Below are 24,015 nucleotides of genomic sequence, written 5' to 3'. Positions count from 1 at the left end.
CGATGATGAGATCCTGGTTCCCGTATGTCCACGCAACCTGTCTCCGCTTCCACGCCCGCCTCGGGCGCCCCGTCTCCCGGCGCCGCCTCTCCCGGCACCCCCTCCTTCGGCGCCCTCGCCTCCCGCCTGACCGAGCTCTCCCTGCGCGACGCGCAGCGGCTCGGGCGCAGGCTCGAAGGCGCACGCAGGATCCGCAAGCCGGAGGCCCGGACCGCCGTGCTCGACGAGATCGCCGCGGAGGTCGCGAAGGCCGAGGAGCGGATGGCCGGGCGGCGGGCGCGTGTTCCGGAGATCACGTACCCGGAGCAGCTTCCGGTCAGCCAGAAGAAGGACACGATCGCCGAGGCCATCCGCGATCACCAGGTGGTGATCGTCGCGGGCGAGACGGGTTCCGGAAAGACCACGCAGATCCCGAAGATCTGCATGGAGCTGGGCCGGGGCGTCCGCGGGATGATCGGGCACACCCAGCCCCGCCGGATCGCCGCCCGCACGGTGGCGGAGCGTGTCGCCGAGGAGCTGGACACTCCGCTCGGCGAGGCCGTCGGCTGGAAGGTGCGGTTCACCGATCAGGTGAGTCCGGACTCCACCTTCGTGAAGCTGATGACCGACGGCATCCTGCTCGCCGAGATCCAGACGGACCGGGAGCTGCGCGCCTACGACACGATCATCATCGACGAGGCCCACGAGCGGTCGCTGAACATCGACTTCCTGCTGGGGTACCTGGCTCAGCTGCTGCCGCGGCGTCCGGACCTGAAGGTCGTCATCACCTCGGCGACCATCGACCCGGAGCGGTTCTCCCGGCATTTCGGCGATGCCCCGATCATCGAGGTCAGCGGTCGTACGTATCCCGTCGAGGTGCGGTACCGGCCGCTGCTCGAGGAGGATTCGGAGGACGCCGACCGCGACCAGATCACCGCGATCACGGACGCGGTCGAGGAGCTGATGGCCGAGGGGCCGGGCGACATCCTGGTCTTCCTCTCCGGTGAGCGGGAGATCCGGGACACGGCGGACGCGCTGACGAAGAAGCAGTACCCCCGCGCCGGAGGCGCTGATTGGCGCAGCACCGAGGTGCTGCCGCTGTACGCGCGGCTCTCGCACGCCGAGCAGCACCGGGTCTTCCAGCAGCACAGCGGCCGCAGGATCGTTCTCGCGACCAACGTGGCGGAGACGTCACTGACGGTGCCGGGCATCAAGTACGTCATCGACCCGGGCTTCGCCCGCATCTCCCGGTACAGCCACCGGACCAAGGTGCAGCGGCTGCCGATCGAGCCGGTGTCGCAGGCCAGCGCCAACCAGCGCAAGGGCCGCTGCGGGCGTACGTCGGACGGCATCTGCATCCGGCTGTACAGCGAGGACGACTTCGAGGCCCGTCCGGAGTTCACGGACGCGGAGATCCTCCGCACGAACCTGGCGTCGGTCATCCTGCAGATGACGGCGGCGGGTCTCGGCGACATCGAGAAGTTCCCGTTCATCGATCCGCCGGACCACCGGAACATCCGGGACGGCGTGCAGTTGCTGCAGGAGCTCAACGCGCTGGACCCGGCGCAGAAGGATCCCCGCAAGCGGCTGACGGAGACCGGGCGGAAGCTGGCCCAGCTGCCGGTCGACCCGCGGCTGGCGCGCATGGTGCTGGAGGCGGACCGCAACGGCTGTGTCCGCGAGGTGATGGTCATCGCGGCGGCGCTGTCCATCCAGGACCCGCGTGAGCGGCCGGCCGACAAGCAGACCCAGGCGGACCAGCAGCACGCCCGGTTCCGGGACGAGACCAGCGACTTCCTCGCCTACCTGAACCTGTGGCGCTATGTGCGCGAGCAGCAGAAGGAGCGCGGTTCGTCGTCCTTCCGGCGCATGTGCAAGCAGGAGTACTTGAACTTCCTGCGGATCCGTGAGTGGCAGGACATCTACACGCAGCTGCGCACGGTCGCCAAGCAGATGGGCATCCACCTCAACGAGGAGGACGCGCCCGGGGACCGCATCCACGTCTCGCTGCTCGCGGGTCTGCTGTCCCACATCGGGATGAAGGACGTGAAGGAGTCGAAGGACTCCGGTGCGGCCGGGCGCAAGGACGGGAGCGGGCGCAAGGACGGCGGGCGCAACGAGTACCTGGGGGCGCGCAACGCCAAGTTCGCGATCTTCCCCGGTTCGGCGCTGTTCAAGAAGCCGCCGCGGTTCGTGATGTCGGCGGAGCTCGTCGAGACGTCCCGGCTGTGGGCCCGGGTCAACGCGAAGATCGAGCCGGAGTGGGTCGAGCCGCTCGCCGGGCACCTGCTGAAGCGCACGTACAGCGAACCGCACTGGGAGAAGGACCAGGCCGCGGTGATGGCGTACGAGAAGGTCACGCTGTACGGCGTGCCGATCGTCGCCCACCGCAAGGTGAACTACGGCCGGATCGACGCCGAGGTGTCGCGCGAGCTGTTCATCCGCCATGCCCTGGTCGAGGGCGACTGGCGCACGCACCACAAGTTCTTCGCGGACAACCGCAGGCTGCTCACCGAGGTCGAGGAGCTGGAGCACCGGGCGCGGCGCCGGAACATCCTGGTCGACGACGAGACCCTGTTCGACTTCTACGACCAGCGGGTTCCCGAGCACGTCGTGTCGGGGGCCCACTTCGACTCCTGGTGGAAGCACAAGCGGCACGAGCAGCCGGACTTCCTCGACTTCGAGCGCGAGATGCTCATCCGTGAGTCGGCGGAGGCCGTCACCAAGGCCGACTATCCGGATTCCTGGCGGCAGGGTGCCCTCGCGTTCCGGGTGACGTACCAGTTCGAGCCGGGTGCGGACGCGGACGGGGTGACGGTCCATGTTCCGCTCCAGGTGCTGAACCAGGTCACGGAGGAGGGCTTCGACTGGCAGATCCCGGGTCTGCGGGAGGAGGTCGTCACGGAGCTGATCCGTTCCCTCCCCAAGCCGATCCGCCGCAACTACGTGCCGGCGCCGAACTACGCGAAGGCGTTCCTGGAGCGGGCGGTGCCCCTCCAGGAGCCGCTGACCACGACGATGGCGCGTGAGCTGAAGCGCATGGTCGGGGTGCCCTTCGACGCGGACGACTTCGACTGGTCCAAGGTCCCCGACCATTTGAAGGTCACGTTCCGGATCGTCGACGAGCGTCGTCGCAAGCTCGACGAGGACAAGGACCTCGAAGCGCTCCGGCTCCGGCTCAAGCCGAAGGCCCGCAAGGCGCTCTCGCGGGCGGTGGCCGCCACGGCCGAACGCCGGGGCGGCGAGTCCCTGGAGCGTACGGGTCTGACGGACTGGACCGTCGGCACACTGACCCGCGTCTTCGAGACACGGCGGGCCGGTCAGCCGGTGAAGGCGTTCCCGGCGCTGGTCGACGACGGCGACACGGTCTCCGTACGGCTCTTCGACACGGAGGCGGAGCAGCAGCCGGCGATGTGGCGGGGCACGCGCCGGCTGATCCTGCGCAACATCCCGGTGAGTCCCGCGAAGTTCGCATCCGAAAAGTTGACGAACCCGCAGAAGCTCGCGCTGTCGGCGAATCCGCACGGTTCGATCCAGGCGCTGTTCGACGACTGCGCGATGGCGGCGGCGGACCGGCTGATCGCGGACTTCGGTGGGCCGGTGTGGGACGAGGAGTCGTATCGCAAGCTGTACGACAAGGTGCGTGCGGAGATCGTGGACACGACCGTCCGTGCGGTGGATCAGGTGCAGCAGGTGCTCGCCGCCTGGCAGGCGTGTGAGCGCCGGCTGAAGGGCCTGCGCAGCCCCGCGCTGCTGGCGAACCTCCAGGACGTGCGGGGGCAGCTGGACGCCCTGGTGAAGCCGGGGTTCGTGACGGAGACGGGGTTGCGGCGGCTGCCGGACCTGATGCGGTATCTGGTGGCCGTGGACCGTCGTCTGCAGCAGATGCCGACGAACGTCCAGCGGGACACCACCCGCATGGAGAAGGTCCGGGAGATGCGGGACGAGTACGCCTGGCTGCTGGAGCAGATGCCGCAGGGGCGGCCGGTGCCGCAGCAGGTGCTGGACATCCGCTGGATGATCGAGGAGCTGCGGGTCAGCTATTTCGCCCACGCGCTGGGCACGGCGTACCCGGTGTCGGACAAGCGGATCGTGAAGGCGATCGACGCCGCGGTTCCGTGACCGGAGCGGCACGCAGGGTGAATTCGACCAGCGGGCCAGGACTCCTGTACAGTCTCTTCTCGCAGCGCAAGAAGGTGATCGCGCCGCGAAACCTGGTCCTGTGGAGCAGTTAGGAGTGCTCGCCACCCTGTCAAGGTGGAGGCCGCGGGTTCAAATCCCGTCAGGACCGCTTTGTCGAAGGGGCCCACACCGTACGGTGTGGGCCCCTTCTCCATGAGGCGACCAGGTCAGGAGAGAGGCTGCGCCCGCGGCGGCGGCCGCCGCCGAACACGGCGAATCCCGTCAGGACCCCTTCACCGTGCGACGACCGGGTCGGGCCGGAACAAGAGGCCGTGCCCGCGCCCGTGCCCGCCCCCCACGCCCGCTGCCGCGGTCCGGTCGCCCCGAAGGCATGATCGCCCCGAAGGCGCTCACCGGCGGCGTGAGGGCCTTTCAGGTAGTCCCGCGCGTCTGTCCCGCTCCGGCCGGACCCCGTTACCCGCTCCGAGCGCCTCCAGGGCCTTCGACGGGACTTCCTGCGCCTTGACGGGACGGGATTCCCTGGGTACCCCGGACAGCAGGGCAGGCCGCTCTCCGTGCGGCCCTCTGGAGGTGGCACATGGCCGCATCGGCCAGGCACGAAACGCGGGCGCTGCTCCGCGCGCACCTGTCGGCCGCGTCGTCGCTCGGGGGGCACCTCACCCGCCACTGTCCTGTCTGCCACCGCCTGTTGCGGCTGGCGATGGACTCCGCTCCCCACGACTTCACCGCGGGCACCGAAAACGCCGAAGACGCCGAAGACGCCGAAGACGCCGAAGACACCGAGGGGCCACCGGAGCCCGTCGAGAGCGAGGGCGCCGTGACCGCCTGACCCACCCACCCGGACCACCGCCCCGGCCGGCGTCCCGACCGCCCAGTTGCCGGGCCCCGCCGCCGAGTTGCTCGCCTCGTCCTCGACGCCGGTCCCCTTTAGCGCATATGCCGGTGGCTCAACAACCCGGCCGTCATGTGACGGGTGTCACCGCATGAGTTTTGGAATGTGCGGTACTTGCTCCCGCCCTGAGCCGAGTCAATTTAATATGTACAATTGCACTCCTCTCAGGGGCCCGCACAGATGGCCCCACAGTCGCTCCCGGAGTCGGACAGGCCCGCGCACGAAGCACCCGTCGATCCGCCCGGCCGGCCTTCCGGGGCCTCGGCCAGCAGCGATCACCGAGCGTTCACACCCTCTGGCCGGCGGCCCGGCGCACAAAAAAATCGCGCTGGACTCGGCGGAGTCCAGCGCGATCGACGACGTACCCTGTGCAGCTGCCCGGAACGTCACGTCCGGCCTGGGAGAGGGGCCTGTTGGGGCAGTCCCCGCGTCGTGTGGAGCTGTGGTTCCGGACGTCTCGACCAGTTGGGGGACCAGCCGGTTTGTCCGGGTTATTCAGTTGTTCAGGCCTCGCTGCGCTGCTGCGGAATGCCCGCGAGCAGGGCGCGGACCTCGGCTTCGCGGTAGCGGCGGTGCCCGCCGAGCGTGCGGATCGACGTGAGCTTGCCGGCCTTCGCCCAACGCGTGACCGTCTTCGGGTCCACGCGGAACATGGTGGCGACCTCAGCCGGGGTCAACAGCGGCTCGGCATCAGGGGTGCGAGCGGTCATGAGCGGCCTCCTCGGGAGAACCGAACCTTCTCGGTTCTTTCCTCTAAATTCTGCACCTTGACCCGCGTTGCCCGAAATGGTGGACGCGGGTCGAGTCGGTTATAGGACGAACGGCTTGTCCTCGGCACTACAACTACACCATCCGTCCAGCCGCGTCGGCCAAACCGATGGAATTGCCCTCCCAGGTGTTCATCAGCCGCGGAAGCCGATGGACCATGCCATAGCGGACAGTTACCCGCTTGTGACGATCAGTCACAGGCGAGGTCAGGAGCCACTCGACCCCCCAAAGCGTGCAATGTGGAGATTCCACCCATAGTCGAGCACAGCAGGACGGAGGAGCCCTCCCGGACTCCTTGTCCTATTTTGGCACGAGGGGGTGCAAGGGGCGCAAGGGCCGCGTACGTGCGGTCCGTCACGCTTGACCCGCTTGGGACATACGCCCGGATCGACGCCTACGTCCGTTGTCGGGTCCGGGCTGACGCAACCTCAGGGCGATGAGAAAACCCCAAGAAGGGCGTTTGGTCAAACGCCCGTTCGCCTTCCCGGCCGTGCGGCGGGCGTCAGTTGGCCGACCGCAGGTCCCGTACGGAACGCCACCGCTCCACCAGCCGCCCGTAGGCCTCCCCGGCGGCCACCCCGTCGCCGCGGCGCAGGGCCGCGATCCCCTCGGCCACGTCGGCCGCCGAGTGGTCGCCCTCCAGGGCGCCGGCCGGCAGGGCGTGCACCAGGCCGCCGTAGTCCAGCTCGACCAGTGAGCGCGGATGGAACTCCTCCAGCCAGCGCCCGACGTCCACCAGGCCGTCGATCAGCGGTCCGCCGTCCATGGTGTCCTTCAGCGCCCTCAGCCCGCGCGCCACCCGTCGCCGCGCCTCGACCATGGGCGTCCGGTAGCGCAGTACGGGGGCCCCGGTGGAGCCCCCGCCGCTGGGACCCTTGTCGTACTCGCGCTCCTCGTCCGAGAACAGCACGAACCAGTTGATCGGCACCTGCCAGGTCGCCGTGCGGATCCACGGCCTGGCGTCGGGGTGGGCGGTCAGCCAGCGCTCGTAGTCCTCGACGGCCTGGCGTCGTACGAACGGGGGCAGGAACGCGTCCAGGACGGGCAGGGGAAACTCCTCGGCGAGTTCGCCCAGGGCCTGCCAGCCGCGCAGCCGGGTGCGCCAGGGGCAGACGCAGACCACTCCGTCGACCTCCAGCACGAACGCGTCCTCGCTCTCCCGCACCGGGACCGGGACCGGCGGGGTGGGCACGACGTCGGCCAGGGCCCGGCGGAGTTCGTCCTGGTAGGAGGGGAGGTCGGTGCGGCGGGCGTAGCGGGCCCAGTGGCCGCGCTCCGGCTCCGGGAAGGCGGCCAGCGGTTCGTACACGCGCAGATAGGTCGCGTAGGGGACGACCACCGAGGAGACCTTGGGCACGCCTGCTCCCTCCCCCGCGCACCGGCGCGAAAACCTGAGGGCCCGCTCACACGCGCGCGGGTGACGCGGACGCACGGGCAATCCAGGCAAATGGTCGCACGGCGGCACCCCGGGGGTGACCACGGGAACGTGATCCTGGACACGGCACCGTTCTCGGCCACGGCAGGGCCTAATCTCGTGCTCACAGCCTCCGCGGGCTCCTCCATCGCCACAAGCGGCGGGGGAGCTTTCGGGATCTGCGTCCACCCGCCGCTACTTACTCAGGAGTCACCACCGTGACCGACGTATCTGACGGCGTCCTGCACACCCTGTTCCGTTCGGACCAGGGCGGTCACGAGCAAGTCGTGCTCTGCCAGGACCGTGCAAGTGGCCTCAAGGCCGTCATCGCCCTCCACTCCACCGCTCTGGGCCCCGCCCTCGGCGGTACGCGCTTCTACCCGTACGCGACCGAGGAGCAGGCCGTCGCCGACGCGCTGAACCTCGCCCGCGGGATGTCGTACAAGAACGCCATGGCCGGCCTCGACCACGGCGGGGGCAAGGCCGTGATCATCGGGGACCCCGAGACGGTCAAGAGCGAGGAGCTGCTGCTCGCCTACGGCCGGTTCGTCGCCTCACTGGGCGGCCGGTACGTCACCGCCTGCGACGTCGGCACCTACGTCGCGGACATGGACGTCGTGGCCCGCGAGTGCCGCTGGACCACCGGCCGCTCCCCGGAGAACGGCGGCGCGGGCGACTCCTCGGTGCTCACCTCCTTCGGCGTCTACCAGGGCATGCGGGCCGCCGCCCAGCACCTGTGGGGCGACCCCTCGCTGCGCGACCGCAGGATCGGCGTCGCGGGCGTCGGCAAGGTCGGCCACCACCTGGTGGAACACCTGCTCAAGGAGGGCGCGGAGGTCCTGGTCACCGACGTGCGCGAGGACGCCGTGCGGCGGGTCCTGGACCGGCACCCGCAGGGCGTCACGGCCGTCGCCGACACCGAGGCGCTGATCCGGACCGAGGGACTGGACGTGTACGCCCCCTGCGCTCTGGGCGGTGCGCTGAACGACGCCAGCGCGCCGGTGCTGACCGCCAAGGTGGTCTGCGGCGCCGCCAACAACCAGCTCGCCCATCCGGGCGTGGAGAAGGACCTCGCCGACCGGCGGATCCTCTACGCGCCGGACTACGTGGTGAACGCCGGCGGTGTCATCCAGGTCGCCGACGAGCTGCACGGCTTCGACTTCGACCGGTGCAGGGCGAAGGCGGCGAAGATCTTCGACACCACGCTCGCAATCTTCGCACGTGCGAAGTCCGACGGGATTCCGCCGGCCGCGGCGGCCGACCGGATCGCCGAGCAGCGGATGGCGGAGGCCCGCGCGGCGCGCTGAGACGCGAGCAACGGGAAAGACGGGAACGACGAGCACGGGGTGGGGGCGGGCCGACCGGTCCGCCCCCACCCCTGCCCCGACGTTGTTCGTACGTTCGGCCGGTACCTGTGGCGGAACACTTCGAGAGAACTCTCACTTCTCCCGGCGGGTCGGCCCTCGACAAGTGCCCAAAATCGCAGTTGACCTGCGAGAACAGGGTGCCGTAGGGGGCACGGAAGGGGGCACGTCATGCGGGCGACGTACCGTATGGGCGTGGGCTCAGGTACCGTGGGAGCCCTACGGACCGGCCTCTCCACGGAGAGTTCGTTCCGGACCATGAACGCGTGTCAAGACTCTGGGGCCGTCGAGCCCCGTCGTTGAGGGGGTCGAGCCATGGGGCGCGGCCGGGCCAAGGCCAAGCAGACAAAGGTCGCCCGCCAGCTGAAGTACAACAGCGGTGGGACGGACCTCGCACGTCTGGCCGAGGAGCTGGGTGCATCGCCTTCGAACACATCACCGAATATCAACGGTGACCCGATCGAGGACGATGAGCAGGACGACCTGTACGCACGGTACGCCGACCTCTATGAGGACGACGACGAGGACGAGGACGGCCAGTCCCCTCCCCGACGTCGTGGCGCTTGACCTTGCACTGATTCATCAGCCCGGTCGGTGACTCCGGTCACCGACCGGGTTCTGTGCTGTCCGCGCGGCCCGGGTCCACCGGGCGCGGTCCGGTGGGGCCGGGCCCGGTGGGCCCGGCTCCGGTCCGCCGGTCCGTACGGGGATCCACCGTGCTCGGTCCGCTGCTCGGCGTGTCCGTCCTGCATCAGCTCGCGTAGTCACCCACCAGTGCCGCTCCCGTGGTGTGCTCGCCGCGGTCGGTGATCTCACCGGCCACCCAGGCGTCCACACCGCGGTCGGCCAGCGTGGTCAGCGCCGCGTCCGTGGACTCCTCCGGAACGATCGCGATCATGCCGACGCCCATGTTGAGGGTGCGCTCCAGCTCCAGACGCTCGACCGAACCGGTCCGGCCGACGAGGTCGAAGACCGGGGCCGGGCTCCAGGTCGAGCGCTCCACGACCGCGTGCAGCCCGTCCGGGACGACGCGGGCCAGGTTGGCCGCGAGGCCGCCGCCGGTGACGTGGCTGAAGGCGTGCACCTCGGTGGTGCGGAGCAGGGCCAGGCAGTCCAGCGAGTAGATCCGGGTGGGCTCCAGGAGCTCCTCCCCGAGGGTGCGGCCCAGCTCGTCGATCCGGCTCTCCAGGGCGAGCCCGGCCTGGTTCAGCAGGACGTGCCGGACCAGCGAGTACCCGTTCGAGTGGAGCCCGGAGGCGGCCATGGCGACGACCCGGTCGCCCTTGCGGATGCGGTCCGGACCGAGCTGCCGGTCGGCCTCCACGACGCCCGTGCCGGCGCCGGCGACGTCGAAGTCGTCCTCGCCCAGCAGGCCCGGGTGTTCGGCCGTCTCCCCGCCGACCAGGGCGCAGCCGGCCAGTACACAGCCCTCGGCGATGCCCTTGACGATGGCGGCGACCCGCTCGGGGTGGACCTTGCCGACACAGATGTAGTCGGTCATGAACAGCGGCTCGGCGCCGCACACCACGATGTCGTCCATCACCATGGCGACCAGGTCGTGCCCGATGGTGTCGTAGACGCCCATGCGGCGGGCGATGTCGACCTTGGTGCCGACGCCGTCCGTGGCGGAGGCGAGCAGGGGGCGCTCGTACCTCTTCAGGGCGGAGGCGTCGAAGAGGCCGGCGAAACCGCCGAGGCCGCCGAGGACCTCGGGGCGCCGCGCCTTCTTCACCCACTCCTTCATCAGCTCGACCGCTCGGTCACCCGCGTCGATGTCGACGCCCGCGGACCTGTACGACGCCGCCGCGTGGCCGGCGCCAGTGTTCTCAGACATGACTGGGAGAGCCTTCGTCTCGTTACGGCAGGACAGGGGTTTACGGACGGCGGATCGCGTCGAGCGCGGCCGGCTCGGCCGTACCGGCCGCCAGCTCCGACTCCAGGAGCCGCTTGCCGAGGAGCTCCGGGTCGGGCAGCTCCATCGGGTACTCGCCGTCGAAGCAGGCGCGGCACAGGTTCGGCTTGGCGATGGTCGTCGCCTCGATCATGCCGTCGATGGAGATGTACGCCAGGGAGTCGGCGCCGAGCGAGGTGCCGATCTCGTCGATGGACATGCCGTTGGCGATCAGCTCGGCGCGGGTCGCGAAGTCGATGCCGAAGAAGCACGGCCACTTCACGGGCGGCGAGGAGATCCGGATGTGGATCTCGGCGGCGCCCGCCTCGCGGAGCATGCGGACCAGGGCGCGCTGGGTGTTGCCGCGCACGATCGAGTCGTCGACGACGACCAGGCGCTTGCCTTTGATGACGTTCTTGAGCGGGTTCAGCTTCAGGCGGATGCCGAGCTGGCGGATGGTCTGCGAGGGCTGGATGAACGTGCGGCCGACGTACGCGTTCTTCACCAGGCCGCTGCCGAAGGGGATGCCGGAGGCCTCCGCGTAGCCGATGGCGGCCGGGGTGCCGGACTCCGGGGTGGCTATCACCAGGTCGGCCTCGGCGGGCGCCTCCGCGGCGAGGCGACGGCCCATCTCGACGCGCGAGAGGTAGACGTTCCGGCCGGCGATGTCGGTGTCCGGGCGGGCCAGGTACACGTACTCGAAGACACAGCCCTTGGGCTTCGCTTCCGCGAATCGGGAAGAGCGCAGTCCGTTCTGGTCGATGGCGACGAACTCGCCGGGCTCGATCTCGCGGACGAAGCTGGCGCCGCAGATGTCGAGGGCGGCGGTCTCGGAGGCGACGACCCAGCCGCGCTCGAGCCGGCCGAGGACCAGTGGGCGGATGCCCTGCGGGTCGCGGGCGGCGTACAGCGTGTTCTCGTCCATGAAGACGAGACTGAAGGCGCCCTTGACCTGCGGGAGGACCACATGTGCGGCCTGCTCCACGGTCACCGGTTCACCGTCGGCGGCGCGCTGGCCGGCCAGCAGGGCGGTTATCAGGTCGGTGTCGTTGGTGGCCGCCACCTTCGGGGCGCGGCCGTTCTCCTTGGGCAGCTCGGCCACCAGCTCGGCGAGCTCGGCCGTGTTGACCAGGTTGCCGTTGTGGCCGAGCGCGATCGAGCCGTGCGCGGTGGCGCGGAACGTCGGCTGGGCGTTCTCCCACACGGAGGCGCCGGTGGTCGAGTAGCGGGCGTGACCGACCGCGATATGACCCTGGAGCGAACCGAGCGAGGTCTCGTCGAAGACCTGGGAGACCAGGCCCATGTCCTTGAAGACGAGGATCTGGGAGCCGTTGCTGACCGCGATACCCGCGGATTCCTGGCCCCGATGCTGGAGGGCGTACAGCCCGAAGTACGTGAGCTTGGCGACCTCTTCGCCCGGAGCCCAGACACCGAAGACGCCGCAGGCGTCCTGGGGGCCCTTCTCTCCGGGGAGCAGGTCGTGGTTGAGTCGTCCGTCACCACGTGGCACGCCACCGAGTGTAGGCGAGGTCGAGTGCTGGTCCGAATTGGGGACGGGGTCCCGGCCGCGGCCCACTCGGCGGCGAACGCGTGGACAGTCCCGCCGTCTGCGCTGGTCAGCGTCGTGATCCGGTGATCGACCCGATGGTCGAGCCCGGTCTCGAAAAGCTTCGGCGGCGTCTTCCCGGCCTTCATGAGTGAGTCTTCGCACACCATTCGGGGCGTACCGGGCGTGCCGACGGTGATATGGCCGTCGCGGACGGTGGCGTCGGCCTCTCCGTCCACCGCCCTCGACCGCCGTCGACCGCCCTCGCCTCAGGTCGTCAGCGGCAGGTACGGCCCTAGGTCCGCCCGCTCCCCGCTCGCCCTCACCTCGGCGTCGGCCACCGCGTCCTGCCAGGCCGTGCGCCCGGTGGCCAGACGGATCCAGGTCAGCGGGTCGGTCTCGACGACGTTGGGCGGGGTGCCCCGGGTGTGCCGCGGCCCCGCCACGCACTGCACGACCGCGTACGGCGGGACGCGCACCTCCGTCGAGCCGCCGGGCGCCTTCGCGGCGAGCGTGTCGGCCAGCAGCCGGGTGCAGGTGGCGAGGGCCTGGCGGTCGTGAGGGACGTCGAGGCCGGGCACGGCGGCGCCCAGGTCGTCGGCGTGGACGACGAGCTCGACGGTGAGGGTGACCAGGTGGTCGGTGAGGCTCATGGCCCCCGAGGGCAGGGCGAGCACCCGGGTGGGCGGAGCCGCGTCGAGGTCCCGGGCCAGGTCCTGGGCGGTGCGGGTGAGCAGGGCGTCGAGGGCGCCGAGGTCGGGGGTCGCCTCGGCGAGCGCCCGGGCGTCCTCGGCGACGGCGCCGGTGTGGGCGATGGTCGCGGCGGGATGGCCCGGCAGCGCGGGCCCGGGCTTCGCCGGTTCGCCCCGCTCCAGGGCCCGGCTGACGCTCCCGACGGTCAGGGCGAGGTGCGCGAGCAGGTCCCGTACGGTCCAGTCGTCGAGGCGGGTGGGCAGGGCGAGGTGGTGCGCGTCCAGGGTGCGTACCGCCTGCCGTACGTTCTCGAACTGGGCCAGGACGGCGGTGCGGGTCCTGGCGGGGTCGTAGGAGCGGGCGCGCTTCTTGGCCGGGGGCATGGGGGCAGCCTAGGAGGTGCGCTGCGCGGTCGGCGCGGGCACCTCGAACACCTCGCCGCCCCGGGGGACGCCGAGGCCGCTCCAGGTGAACGGGATGCCGCGCGCGGTGTCCGGGTCGGGGCCGTCCATCAGCTGGAAGTGCAGGTGCGGCTCGGAGGAGTTGCCCGAGTTGCCGCAGCGGGCGAGCACCTGTCCGGCCCGCACCCGGTCGCCCTCGCGGACGGTGAACGAGCCGCGCCGCACGTGCGCGTAGGCGGCGTACGTCCCGTCGCCGAGGTCGAGCACCAGGTGGTTGCCGATGATCCGGTGGACCCCGGCCATCTCGCGCACCGAGCCCTCGACGAGCATCAGGTACAGCAGTCCGGGGAGCGAGGCACGGCTGAGGTGGTCGCGCTGCCTGTCGGACACGCGGACGACCGTGGCGTCGGCGACCGCGTGCAGGGGGGCGCCGAAGGCGGGGAAGGCCTCGGGGCGGCGGGCGAGCGGCCACAGCGCGGAGAACGCGGGACGGGCGCCCGGCTCGGGTTCGGCGACGATGTCGATGGCGTACGTCTGGCCGTAGGCGTGGGTGCCGTGGCTCGGGGTGCGGTCGGCGGGGCTGTTCAGCGCGGACCAGCGGCCGGTCACGGGCGGGTCGACCTCGACCGGTTCACGCGCGAGGCGCGGATGGTCCGGGGCGCCGCCGCCCCACCGGTTGACCACGGCGATCAGGACGTAGGCCAGGGCCAGCGGCAGCAGGTTCCACAGGATCGGGTAGTCCCAGCCGAGGCAGATGTGGGCGGTCACCAGGGCGATGAAACCCAGTTGCAGCCCCCGGAAGGTGATCATGGCGAGCTTGCGTGCGGTCATGGTTCCCCCTGGTCGTCGTGGGTGCCGTGGGTGCGGGTACCGGCCCGGTCAGGGCCGCGCCGCGGACAGCAGCACCAGCAGCGGTACGACCCGGCCCGCCGGTACCTCGTGGCGGCCCCGGCCGGTGGTGTGGAGCCAGCCGGCGCAGGTGAGCTGGCGCAGGTGGTGGTAGATCTGGCCGGTCGTGCCGACGCCGTCCAGCTCGGCGAGTTCGGCGGCGGTGCGGCGGCCGCCGAGGATCTCGCGGAGCAGCCGCAGCCGCACCGGGTGCCCGAGGGCGGCGAGCGGCTCGGCTGCCGCGGGCCAGTCGTCGTCCAGCAGTCCCTCGGTGAGCGCGCCGTGCTGCCACTCGTACTGCTCGCCGGTCGGCAGCCGGACCGCGCCGGTGAACAGCACGCCCCCGTCGGCCGCCGTCAGCTCGGCCAGCCGGCTCTTCAGGCCGTCCAGGGCCCAGAAGTCGCCCTCGCCCAGGCGGGGTGCGCCGCGGCGCTCCGCCTCCAGTTCCGTCAGCCGGCGTTCGAGGTCGGCGACGCGCTCTTCGAGTTCCACGGCTCTGATATTACGTAACTACGTAATTCCGTACAAGCCCTGATCGGTCTCCACGGACGACGAAGCCCCCGCCCGGTGGACCGGGCGGGGGCTTCGTGCGGGAAACCGGGAAACCTGAACGACGCAGGCTTCGGATCAGGCCAGCAGGGCCGGGATCGTCTCCTCGTGGACCGTGCGCAGTTCATCGAGGGTGAGTTCGAACTCGCCCTGGAGGTCCACCGTGTCCCCGTCGACGACCCCGATGCGGGTCGCCGGGAGGCCTCGCACGCCGCACATGTCGGTGAAGCGGAGCTCCTCCGAACGCGGCACGGCGACGATCGCGCGGCCGGCCGACTCGGAGAACAGGAAGGTGAACGCGTCGAGTCCGTCCGGTACGACCAGACGCGCGCCCTTGCCCCCGAGCAGCGCCGACTCGACCACGGCCTGGATCAGACCGCCGTCGGACAGGTCGTGCGCGGAGTCGATCATGCCGTCGCGGGAGGCGGAGATCAGGATCTCGCCGAGCAGGCGCTCGCGCTCCAGGTCGACCTGCGGCGGCAGGCCGCCGAGGTGGTCGTGGACGACCTGGGACCAGGCCGAGCCGCCGAACTCCTCACGGGTGTCGCCCAGGAGGTAGATCAGCTGGCCCTCCTCCCGGAAGGCGACCGGCGTGCGCCGCGCCACGTCGTCGATGACGCCGAGGACCGCGACCACCGGGGTCGGGTGGATGGCGGCCTCGCCGGTCTGGTTGTAGAGCGAGACGTTGCCGCCGGTGACCGGGGTGCCGAGCTGGAGACAGCCGTCGGCCAGACCGCGCACGGCCTCCGCGAACTGCCACATGACCGCGGGGTCCTCCGGCGAGCCGAAGTTCAGGCAGTCGGAGACGGCGAGCGGCTTGGCGCCGGTCGTCGCCACGTTGCGGTAGGCCTCTGCCAGGGCCAGCTGCGCCCCCGCGTACGGGTCGAGCTTGGCGTAGCGGCCGTTGCCGTCGGTGGCGATGGCGACACCGAGGCCGGTCTTCTCGTCGACGCGGATCATGCCGGCGTCCTCGGGCTGGGCGAGGACCGTGTTGCCCTGCACGAAGTGGTCGTACTGCCGGGTGATCCACTCCTTGGAGGCCTGGTTGGGCGAGCCCACCAGCTTCAGGACCTGGTCCTTCAGCTCGTCGGACGTCTGCGGCCGGGGCAGCTTGTTCGCGTCGTCGGCCTGGAGCGCGTCCTGCCAGTCGGGGCGGGCGTAGGGGCGCTCGTAGACCGGGCCGTCGTGGGCGACGGTGCGCGGGTCGACGTCGACGATCTTGCCGCCGTGCCAGTAGATCTCCAGGCGGTCGCCGTCGGTCACCTCGCCGATGACGGTGGCGATGACGTCCCACTTCTCGCAGATCTCGAGGAAGCGGTCGACCTTCTCCGGCTCGACGACCGCGCACATGCGCTCCTGCGACTCGCTCATGAGGATCTCCTCGGGCGAGAGCGTGGAGTCGCGCAGCGGTACGTCGTCGAGGACGACGCGCATGCCGCCGGAGCCGTTGGAGGCCAGCTCGGACGTGGCGCAGGAGAGGCCGGCCGCGCCGAGGTCCTGGATGCCGACGACCAGCTTCTCCCGGAACGCCTCCAGGGTGCACTCGATGAGGAGCTTCTCCTGGAAGGGGTCGCCGACCTGGACGGCGGGGCGCTTGGAGGGCTTGGCGTCGTCGAAGGTCTCGGAGGCCAGGATGGAGGCGCCGCCGATGCCGTCGCCGCCGGTCCTGGCGCCGTACAGGATGACCTTGTTGCCGGGCCCGGAGGCCTTGGCGAGGTGGATGTCCTCGTGCCGCATGACGCCGATGGCACCGGCGTTGACCAGCGGGTTGCCCTGGTAGCAGGCGTCGAAGACGACCTCACCGCCGATGTTGGGCAGGCCCAGGCAGTTGCCGTAGCCGCCGATGCCGGCGACGACGCCGGGCAGGACGCGCTTGGTGTCGGGGTGGTCGGCGGCGCCGAAGCGCAGCGGGTCCACGACGGCGACCGGGCGGGCGCCCATCGCGATGATGTCGCGGACGATGCCGCCCACACCGGTGGCCGCGCCCTGGTAGGGCTCGACGTACGACGGGTGGTTGTGCGACTCGACCTTGAAGGTGACCGCGTAGCCCTGGCCGACGTCGACGACCCCGGCGTTCTCGCCGATGCCGACGAGCATCGCGTCGGACTCGGGGGCCTTCTCGCCGAACTGGCGGAGGTGGACCTTGGAGGACTTGTACGAGCAGTGCTCGGACCACATCACCGAGTACATGGCGAGCTCGGCACCGGTCGGGCGGCGGCCGAGGATCTCCACGATCCGCTCGTACTCGTCCTTCTTGAGGCCGAGTTCGGCCCAGGGCAGCTCGACGTCGGGGGTCTTCGCCGCGTGCTCGACCGTGTCCAGAGGCGTCCTGCTCATGCGTTGACCAGCTTCTTGAGGATCGAGGTGAAGAACGGGAGGCCGTCGGTGCGACCGGTGCCGATCAGTGACTCGACGGCGTGCTCGGGGTGCGGCATCAGACCGACGACGTTGCCCGCCGCGTTGGTGATGCCGGCGATGTCGTTGAGCGAGCCGTTGGGGTTGAAGTCGAGGTACCGGAAGGCGACGCGGCCCTCGGCCTCCAGCTCGTCCAGCGTGTACCGGTCGGCGACGTAGCGGCCGTCCATGTTCTTCAGCGGGATGTGGATCTCCTGGCCGGCCGTGTAGTCGGTGGTCCAGGCGGTCTCCGCGTTCTCCACCCGCAGCTTCTGGTCACGGCAGATGAAGTGCAGGTGGTCGTTGCCCAGCATGCCGCCGGGGAGCAGGTGCGCCTCGGTGAGGATCTGGAAGCCGTTGCAGATGCCGAGGACCGGCAGTCCCGCCTTCGCCTGCTCGATGACGGTGTCCATCACCGGCGAGAAACGGGCGATGGCCCCGGCGCGCAGGTAGTCGCCGTAGGAGAATCCGCCGCACAGCACGACCGCGTCGACCTGCTTGAGGTCCTTGTCCTTGTGCCAGAGCGCCACGGGTTCGGCGCCCGCGAGCCGGATCGCGCGCTGCGAGTCCCGGTCGTCGAGGCTGCCGGGGAAAGTGACGACGCCGATACGAGCGGTCACTTCACGGCCTCCGAGACTTCCTCGACCCTGACGGTGAAGTCCTCGATCACGGTGTTGGCGAGGAAGGATTCCGCAAGATCATGAATGCGGGCGAGCGCGGCCTCGTCGACCGGCCCGTCAACTTCCAGTTCGAATCGCTTTCCCTGGCGGACGTCCGAGATCCCCTCGAAACCCAGCCGCGGCAGTGCGCGCTGCACCGCCTGGCCCTGGGGGTCGAGGATCTCCGGCTTGAGCATGACGTCGACTACGACGCGTGCCACTGGCACTCCCGGTGTGTGGTGCTGAGCAGGTCCCTTCAGACTACCCGCACAAAATTTCTACGCGAGTAGAGTTGGAGGAATCTACGTGACCCCGATCACGGCCCGGCATCGCGGGGAGGCGCCCGGGAAAAGATCCGGGAAAGATCCGCGATCTGTCACGCATCGCTATTGCGCACCGGACACGCGGGCAGATTTAGTCGAGCTTCACAATGCATTGCCGAGCACTGTACAAATGAATTGTCATTAGCAGATGGTTTGCCCGTTTACAGGCGGACGTCGACATCTCCGCGACACCCTGGGCGTCCTCACCGACGTCGGCACAGAGGCGTCGCACGAAGGGACCGATTATTCGTGGCGCAGAAGGTCGTGGTCACTCTCTTTGACGACATCGACGGCTCGGAAGCGGCGGAAACGATCGCCTTCGGACTCGACGGCAAGTCGTACGAGATCGACCTGAACGAAGCCAACGCCGACGACCTGCGGAAGGCGCTCGCGCCCTACGTGCAGGCCGGCCGCAAGCGCTCCCGCTCGGGCCGGGCGTACCGGCAGACGGAGGTCGCCCCCGATCCGGCGGCCGTGCGCGCCTGGGCGCTGTCGAACCAGCTGGACGTCCCCGCCCGCGGACGGATCCCCAAGCGGATCTACGAGGCGTTCGCCGCGGCGCGGTGAGACGCCCGCGCGGCGGGACAGGCGTGACGGGCACGGCGGGGCGCGCGGTGCGGTGGGGCGCGCTCCGCCGACCGGGCCCGGTCGGCTGCGTTCCGGCCGTCCGGGTCGTCCGGGTCGTCCGGGCCCCGCGACAGCCGACTTGCACAACACCCCCATTGATCAGCTAGAGTCTGGAGCACGCCGCGAGGGAAGGCCGAAAGGCCCAGCTCACGGAGTGCATGCGGGTGTAGTTCAGTAGTAGAACATCCCCCTTCCAGGGGGAAGGCGCAGTGTGCAATTCCTGTCACCCGCTCTGCGTAGCCGTACCGATCGGTGCATCCGATCAGGTAGGCTGGTGCTCGCACCGATCGGTGAAAGCCGATCGGGGGCAATGCGGACGTAGCTCAGTTGGTAGAGCGCAACCTTGCCAAGGTTGAGGTCGCGAGTTCGAACCTCGTCGTCCGCTCGGGAATCAGACCCCGGTCCATCGGACCGGGGTCTTTTCGTGTCGCCGTGCCCCCCTCGGTGTCCGGGCGAGGGCGCCCGCACGAGGGGGACCTGCGTCTTTCTGACATTTGTCACGCCCGGTGGTGACAGCCCGCACGGCGGCCCGGCCGGTCGATCCTGAATGATCGGGGTATGCGAGGAAACGAACATCAACACGTGATCGAGGTCACCGGCCTGCGCCGGGTGTACGGGGGCGGGTTCGAGGCCGTACGCGGGATCGACTTCTCCGTACGGCGTGGAGAGGTCTTCGCGCTGCTGGGCACCAACGGCGCGGGCAAGACCTCCACCGTCGAACTGCTGGAGGGTCTCGCGGCGCCGACCGCCGGACAGGTCAGGATCTTCGGTCACGACCCCTACGCCGACCGCGCCGTGGTCCGGCCTCGCACCGGCGTGATGCTCCAGGAGGGCGGCTTCCCCTCCGACCTGACCGTCATGGAGACCGCGCGGATGTGGGCCGGCACCGTCAGCGGGGCCCGTCCCCCGCAGGAGGTGCTGTCGCTGGTCGGGCTGGCCGGCAAGGACGGCGTACGGGTCAAGCAGCTGTCCGGGGGTGAGCGGCGCCGCCTCGACCTGGCCCTCGCGCTGCTCGGCGACCCCGAGGTGCTGTTCCTCGACGAGCCGACGACCGGTCTGGACGCCGAAGGGCGCCGCGACACCTGGCGCCTGGTGCGGGCCCTGCGCGACAACGGCACGACCGTGCTGCTGACCACCCACTACCTCGAGGAGGCCGAGTCCCTGGCCGACCGCCTCGCGATCATGCACAAGGGGCGCATCGCCATCACCGGCACCCCCGCCGAGGTGACCGCCGCGCAGCCGTCGCGGATCACCTTCGAACTGCCCCACGGCTACTTCCCCGGTGACCTGCCGCCGCTCGACGACCTGGGCGTGACCGGGCACGAGCTGGACGGACAGGTCATCCGGCTGCACACCCGTGAGCTGCAACGGGCGGCCACGGGCCTGCTGGTGTGGGCGGAGCAGGCCGGTGTGGAACTGAAGGGGCTGGACGTGCGCTCGGCCTCGCTGGAGGAGGCGTTCCTGGGTATAGCCCGGGAAGCCTCCGCGCGCGAAACCCTCGAGCAGGGGGAGAGCACCACCATGGAAAAGGAGTACGCGGCATGAGCGGGACCGTCAGCACGACCGAGAAGTCGGCCGAGAGGCCGACCGGGGGAACGGCGGAGGCCGTGAGCGGCGGGAGCTCCGCGGCGAGCACCCCCGTGGGACGCATGCGGGCCCTCGCCCGAGCCGAGTTGGCGCTGCTCGGACGCAGCAGGGGCACGCTCTTCGCCGCGTTCTTCGTCCCGCTGGTGCTTCCCCTCGGCCTGCACGGGGCGGCCGACGGGATGGACCTCGACGAGGTGGGTCTCGATCTCGGCGCGGTGGTCCTGCCCGGCGCGATCGGCTTCTCCCTGCTGTTCGCCGTCTACACCTCGCTCGTCAGCGTCTTCGTCACCCGGCGCGAGGAACTGGTCCTGAAGCGGCTGCGCACCGGGGAACTGCGGGACGCCGAGATCCTCTGCGGGGCCTCGCTCCCGTCCGTCGCCATCGGGCTGGTGCAGTCGCTGCTGCTGGCGTCGGGCTGCGCACTGCTCCTGGACATGGCCGCGCCGCAGGCCGTCCATCTGTCCGTGCTGGGGCTGCTGCTGGGCCTGGGGCTGTGCGCGATGCTCGCCGCCGTCACCGCGGGCTTCACCCGGACCACCGAGAGCGCGCAGGTCACCGCGATGCCGATGATCCTGGTGTCGATGGCCGGCTCCGGGGTGATGGTCCCGCTGGAGGTGCTGCCCGACCGGCTGGCCTCCTTCTGCGAACTGCTGCCCCTCGCCCCCGTGATGACCCTGCTGCGCGGCGGTTTCACCGGCAACCTGTCCGGCTCCGAGACACTGTTCGCCCTGGCGACCGGCGCGGCCTGGGTGCTGCTGTCGGTGTTCGCCGTCCGCCGGTGGTTCCGCTGGGACCCGAGGCGCTGACGTGCCGGCGGCGGGGGGCGGGGGCCTGGGCAGGCCGGGCGGCTGGTGGGGGAGCAAGAGCACCCCGGACAAGGTGGAGACGTACACCCGGTGGTCGTTCCACTCCTTCGCCCTGGTCGAGTTCATGGCGGCCGGCAGTCCGGTGATCGGGCGGTTCGGGCACCTCGGGCCGAGGCTCGCCGCTCCCCTGCTGCTCGTGATCGCCGTGCACTGCGCGCTGTGCGCCGTGACCGCCTCACGGGCACTGGACTGGGCGCGCGGACAGCGGGAGCAGCCGCTCCCGCTGCTGTGGGCGCTCGGGGTCGTCTCCGCGGTCGTCACGGTGACGGCCGTGGCGGCCGCCGAGCACGGGCTGGCCGGCCGCGACGTCACCGAAGCGGTCACCGGGATCCTGATCCTCGTCCCGCCCTTCGGCGCCGGGATCGTCGCGCTCGGGGTGCGCAGCCGGCTGCGGGTGTTCGGCTGGGTGGTGGGCTTCGCGGTGGGCACGGGACTGGTGTCGCTGTCCTTCGGCATGTCCGCTCCGAACGCGCCGCTCTTCGCGGTGGTGATGCTGGTCAGCAGCGGAGTCATGGCCTTCACCTCGGTGATCTCGGTCTGGCTGCTCAACACCGTGTACGAACTCGACGAGGCCCGCGAGACCCGTACCCGGCTCGCCGTCGCGGAGGAGCGGCTGCGGTTCGGACGGGATCTGCACGACGTCATGGGCCGCAACCTCGCCGTGATCGCGCTGAAGAGCGAGCTGGCCGTCCAGCTGGCCCAGCGGGAACGGCCGGAGGCGGTGGCGCAGATGGTCGAGGTGCAGCGACTGGCGCACGAGGCGCAACGGGAGGTGCGCGAGGTCGTCCGCGGCTACCGCGAGGCCGACCTGGGCAGCGAACTCGCGGGCGCCAAGAGCGTTCTGGAAGCGGCCGGCATCGACTGCACGGTCACCGGTTCACCGACCGGACTCCCGGCGCAGGTGCAGTCCGCGCTGGGCTGGGTCGTACGGGAAGCGGTGACCAACGTGCTGCGGCACGGGGACGCACAGCGGTGTGCGGTGGGGATACGGGCACTGAAGGGGCAGACGTCGCTGAAGGGACAGACGGTGCGAACGGTACTGACGGTGGAGAACGACGGCGTGCCGGAGAACGGCGGTCCGGGCCGGGGAGCCGGGCTGGTCGGGCTGCGTGAGCGGCTGGCCGAGATCGGCGGGACCCTGCGGGCCGGCCCGACCGGGGACGGGCGGTTCCTGCTGACGGCCGAGGTCCCGTTGCCGTCGGCCGCCGGTTCCGGGACGTTCCCCTCGGAGGAGTCCGCCGCGCCCGCGGTGTCCACCGCGTCCACCGCGTCCCGTACGAACGTGAGCGAGGTCACGCCGTGACGACAACCCGGCCCGCGCCCCCCGTCCGGCTGCTGCTCGCCGACGACGAGCACCTGATCCGGGGCGCGCTCGCCGCGCTGCTCTCCCTGGAGGAGGACCTGCTGGTCGTCGCCGAGGCGGCCTCCGGTCCGGAGGCGCTGGCGATGGCCCGGGCGCACGCCCCCGACGTCGCCGTGCTGGATCTGGAGATGCCCGGCGCCGACGGCGTGAACGTCGCCACATCGCTGCGGGCCGAACTCCCCGGCTGCCGGGTGCTGATCGTGACCAGCCACGGACGGCCCGGACACCTGAAGCGGGCGCTCGCGGCGGGGGTGCGCGGCTTCGTCCCCAAGACCGTCAGCGCACAGCGCCTCGCGGAGATCATCCGCGCGGTGCACGCGGGAAACCGTTACGTGGATCCCGAGTTGGCCGCCGACGCGATCGCCGCGGGTGACTCACCGCTGACCGCGCGCGAGGCCGAGGTGCTGGAACTCGCGGCCGACGGGGCGCCCGTGGCGGAGATCGCGGAGCGGGCCGCGCTGTCCCAGGGGACCGTGCGCAACTACCTGTCGTCGGCCACGTCGAAACTCGGTGCGGAGAACCGTCATGCCGCGGTACGCCTCGCTCGCGAGCGAGGTTGGGTATAGTTGGCCTCGCGCCACGGCGCAACGCGGACGTAGCTCAGCTGGTAGAGCGCAACCTTGCCAAGGTTGAGGTCGCGAGTTCGAACCTCGTCGTCCGCTCCACACCGAAGGCCCCGGTCATCGACCGGGGCCTTCGCCGTTCCCTGCCGCTCCCTCAGCTCCAGCTCAGGCCCGTCAGACGCTCGTACGCCTCCACGTACTTCGCCCGGGTCGCGTCGACGACGGGCTGCGGCAGCGCCGGCGGGGGCTGCTCGCTCGCACGGTCCCAGCCCGATTCGGCGGAGGTCAGCCAGTCCCGCACGTACTGCTTGTCGTACGACGGCTGCGCGCGGCCCGGCTCCCACTGGTCGGCCGGCCAGAAGCGGGAGGAGTCCGGGGTGAGCACCTCGTCCGCGACGACCAGGGTGTCGCCGTCGAAGCCGAACTCGAACTTGGTGTCCGCGAGGATGATCCCCCGCTCGCGGGCGACGTCCCGGGCCCGGGTGTACGCGGCGAGGGTGGCCTGCCGCAGCTGCGCCGCGACGTCGGCGCCGACCTGGCGGGCGACCTCCTCGTAGGAGACGTTCTCGTCGTGCTCGCCGACGGCGGCCTTGGTGGCCGGGGTGAAGATCGGGCCGGGGAGTTCCGATCCGTCCACCAGGCCCTCGGGGAGGGCCAGACCGCAGACCGTACGGGACTCCTGGTACTCGGCGAGGCCCGAACCGGTGAGGTAGCCGCGGGCCACGCACTCCACGGGGACCATCCGCAGGGACTTGCAGACGAGTGTGCGGCCCTCCCAGTCGGCGGGGGCGCCCGCGGGGAGTTCGGTGCTCAGGACGTGGTGCGGGACCAGGTCGGCGAGCTGGTCGAACCACCAGAGGGAGAGCTGGGTGAGGACCCTGCCCTTGTCCGGGATCTCGGTCGGCAGCACCCAGTCGTAGGCGGAGATGCGGTCACTGGCGACCATGACGAGGTCGCCGGCCTCGTTCCGGTACAGCTCGCGCACCTTTCCGGTGTGCAGGTGCACCAGGCCCGGAACCTGGATCGGCTCGGGCTTCTCGACGAATCCGGACACGGTTCCTCCGCGTGGCTCGGAACAGCAGGGCAGGCACCCCGCGGGGCTCGC

At 70.6% G+C, this 24,015-nt stretch carries 20 protein-coding genes and 4 tRNA genes; 13 read left to right on the top strand and 11 right to left on the bottom strand.

The window, feature by feature from the left end; translation table 11 throughout:
- The first annotated feature begins 24 nt into the window (after positions 1-24).
- The 3 genes from hrpA to ACWEQO_RS25590 all read left to right on the top strand — a co-directional run bounded on the left by hrpA (position 25) and on the right by ACWEQO_RS25590 (position 4,951).
- Positions 25-4,101, top strand: a complete 4,077-nt coding sequence (gene hrpA / locus ACWEQO_RS25600; protein ID WP_452985376.1) for an ATP-dependent RNA helicase HrpA — start codon at positions 25-27, stop codon at positions 4,099-4,101.
- A gap of 94 nt (positions 4,102-4,195) precedes the next feature.
- Positions 4,196-4,270 (top strand) — tRNA-Asp (locus ACWEQO_RS25595).
- Between the two features lie 429 nt (positions 4,271-4,699).
- Positions 4,700-4,951: a DUF6274 family protein gene (locus tag ACWEQO_RS25590; protein WP_452985375.1), complete on the top strand. Its 252-nt coding sequence runs from the start codon at positions 4,700-4,702 to the stop codon at positions 4,949-4,951.
- Positions 4,952-5,517: 566 nt separating this feature from the next.
- Here ACWEQO_RS25590 and bldC read toward each other — a convergent pair.
- Positions 5,518-5,724 (bottom strand): developmental transcriptional regulator BldC, encoded by a 207-nt coding sequence (gene bldC, locus ACWEQO_RS25585; RefSeq protein ID WP_003949541.1) that lies wholly within the window; start codon positions 5,722-5,724, stop codon positions 5,518-5,520.
- A 560-nt stretch (positions 5,725-6,284) separates the two neighbouring features.
- Positions 6,285-7,139, bottom strand: a complete 855-nt coding sequence (locus ACWEQO_RS25580) for a hypothetical protein (RefSeq protein WP_452985374.1) — start codon at positions 7,137-7,139, stop codon at positions 6,285-6,287.
- Positions 7,140-7,414: 275 nt separating this feature from the next.
- Here ACWEQO_RS25580 and ACWEQO_RS25575 point away from each other — a divergent pair, with 275 nt between their 5' ends.
- Together ACWEQO_RS25575 and ACWEQO_RS25570 are read left to right on the top strand one after the other, a co-directional pair.
- Positions 7,415-8,503: a Leu/Phe/Val dehydrogenase gene (locus ACWEQO_RS25575; RefSeq protein ID WP_452985373.1), complete on the top strand. Its 1,089-nt coding sequence runs from the start codon at positions 7,415-7,417 to the stop codon at positions 8,501-8,503.
- A 372-nt stretch (positions 8,504-8,875) separates the two neighbouring features.
- Positions 8,876-9,127: a DUF3073 domain-containing protein gene (locus tag ACWEQO_RS25570; RefSeq protein WP_361458267.1), complete on the top strand. Its 252-nt coding sequence runs from the start codon at positions 8,876-8,878 to the stop codon at positions 9,125-9,127.
- A gap of 184 nt (positions 9,128-9,311) precedes the next feature.
- On the opposite strand, the gene purM is transcribed toward ACWEQO_RS25570, so the two are convergent.
- The 8 genes from purM to purS form a co-directional block, all read right to left on the bottom strand.
- Positions 9,312-10,394: a phosphoribosylformylglycinamidine cyclo-ligase gene (gene purM, locus ACWEQO_RS25565; protein WP_452985372.1), complete on the bottom strand. Its 1,083-nt coding sequence runs from the start codon at positions 10,392-10,394 to the stop codon at positions 9,312-9,314.
- Positions 10,395-10,434: 40 nt separating this feature from the next.
- Entirely contained in the window at positions 10,435-11,961 is a 1,527-nt protein-coding gene (gene purF / locus ACWEQO_RS25560) for an amidophosphoribosyltransferase (protein WP_361458261.1), read from the bottom strand.
- Between the two features lie 305 nt (positions 11,962-12,266).
- Positions 12,267-13,073: a sterol carrier family protein gene (locus ACWEQO_RS25555; protein ID WP_452985371.1), complete on the bottom strand. Its 807-nt coding sequence runs from the start codon at positions 13,071-13,073 to the stop codon at positions 12,267-12,269.
- 9 nt (positions 13,074-13,082) lie between these two features.
- On the bottom strand, positions 13,083-13,922 hold the full coding sequence (locus ACWEQO_RS25550) for a M23 family metallopeptidase (RefSeq protein ID WP_452985370.1): 840 nt from the start codon (positions 13,920-13,922) through the stop codon (positions 13,083-13,085).
- A 48-nt stretch (positions 13,923-13,970) separates the two neighbouring features.
- Positions 13,971-14,471, bottom strand: a complete 501-nt coding sequence (locus tag ACWEQO_RS25545; RefSeq protein WP_452985369.1) for an ArsR/SmtB family transcription factor — start codon at positions 14,469-14,471, stop codon at positions 13,971-13,973.
- 135 nt (positions 14,472-14,606) lie between these two features.
- Complete coding sequence (gene purL, locus ACWEQO_RS25540) at positions 14,607-16,865, bottom strand: phosphoribosylformylglycinamidine synthase subunit PurL (protein ID WP_452985368.1); 2,259 nt, start codon at positions 16,863-16,865, stop codon at positions 14,607-14,609.
- Positions 16,862-17,542 (bottom strand): phosphoribosylformylglycinamidine synthase subunit PurQ, encoded by a 681-nt coding sequence (gene purQ / locus ACWEQO_RS25535; RefSeq protein ID WP_361458246.1) that lies wholly within the window; start codon positions 17,540-17,542, stop codon positions 16,862-16,864. Before purQ ends, purL begins: the two co-directional genes overlap by 4 nt.
- Positions 17,539-17,802 carry a phosphoribosylformylglycinamidine synthase subunit PurS gene (purS, locus tag ACWEQO_RS25530; RefSeq protein WP_202275301.1) on the bottom strand — a complete coding sequence of 88 codons (264 nt, stop codon included), beginning with the start codon at positions 17,800-17,802 and terminating at the stop codon, positions 17,539-17,541. The genes purQ and purS overlap by 4 nt, the downstream gene beginning before the upstream one ends.
- A gap of 351 nt (positions 17,803-18,153) precedes the next feature.
- Here purS and ACWEQO_RS25525 point away from each other — a divergent pair, with 351 nt between their 5' ends.
- The 8 genes from ACWEQO_RS25525 (at position 18,154) to ACWEQO_RS25490 (ending at position 23,012) form a co-directional block, all read left to right on the top strand.
- Complete coding sequence (locus ACWEQO_RS25525; protein ID WP_361458242.1) at positions 18,154-18,471, top strand: histone-like nucleoid-structuring protein Lsr2; 318 nt, start codon at positions 18,154-18,156, stop codon at positions 18,469-18,471.
- Between the two features lie 220 nt (positions 18,472-18,691).
- A tRNA-Gly gene (locus ACWEQO_RS25520) sits at positions 18,692-18,763 on the top strand.
- Between the two features lie 80 nt (positions 18,764-18,843).
- Positions 18,844-18,916, top strand: a tRNA-Gly gene (locus ACWEQO_RS25515).
- Between the two features lie 173 nt (positions 18,917-19,089).
- Positions 19,090-20,076 carry an ABC transporter ATP-binding protein gene (locus tag ACWEQO_RS25510; protein WP_452985367.1) on the top strand — a complete coding sequence of 329 codons (987 nt, stop codon included), beginning with the start codon at positions 19,090-19,092 and terminating at the stop codon, positions 20,074-20,076.
- Entirely contained in the window at positions 20,073-20,924 is an 852-nt protein-coding gene (locus tag ACWEQO_RS25505) for an ABC transporter permease (RefSeq protein WP_452985366.1), read from the top strand. Before ACWEQO_RS25510 ends, ACWEQO_RS25505 begins: the two co-directional genes overlap by 4 nt.
- Before the next feature lie 25 nt (positions 20,925-20,949).
- On the top strand, positions 20,950-22,287 hold the full coding sequence (locus tag ACWEQO_RS25500) for a sensor histidine kinase (protein WP_452985391.1): 1,338 nt from the start codon (positions 20,950-20,952) through the stop codon (positions 22,285-22,287).
- Positions 22,284-22,913, top strand: coding sequence for a response regulator (locus tag ACWEQO_RS25495; protein ID WP_452985365.1), 630 nt, complete (start codon positions 22,284-22,286; stop codon positions 22,911-22,913). Before ACWEQO_RS25500 ends, ACWEQO_RS25495 begins: the two co-directional genes overlap by 4 nt.
- Positions 22,914-22,936: 23 nt before the next feature.
- Positions 22,937-23,012, top strand: a tRNA-Gly gene (locus tag ACWEQO_RS25490).
- Between the two features lie 52 nt (positions 23,013-23,064).
- Here ACWEQO_RS25490 and ACWEQO_RS25485 read toward each other — a convergent pair.
- Positions 23,065-23,964, bottom strand: a complete 900-nt coding sequence (locus ACWEQO_RS25485; protein WP_452985364.1) for a phosphoribosylaminoimidazolesuccinocarboxamide synthase — start codon at positions 23,962-23,964, stop codon at positions 23,065-23,067.
- Positions 23,965-24,015 lie beyond the last annotated feature (51 nt).

This window comes from Streptomyces sp. NPDC004051 (assembly GCF_053604275.1).
Note: the sequence above shows the minus strand (reverse complement) of the source record. Positions and strands in the feature narration are given on the sequence as shown.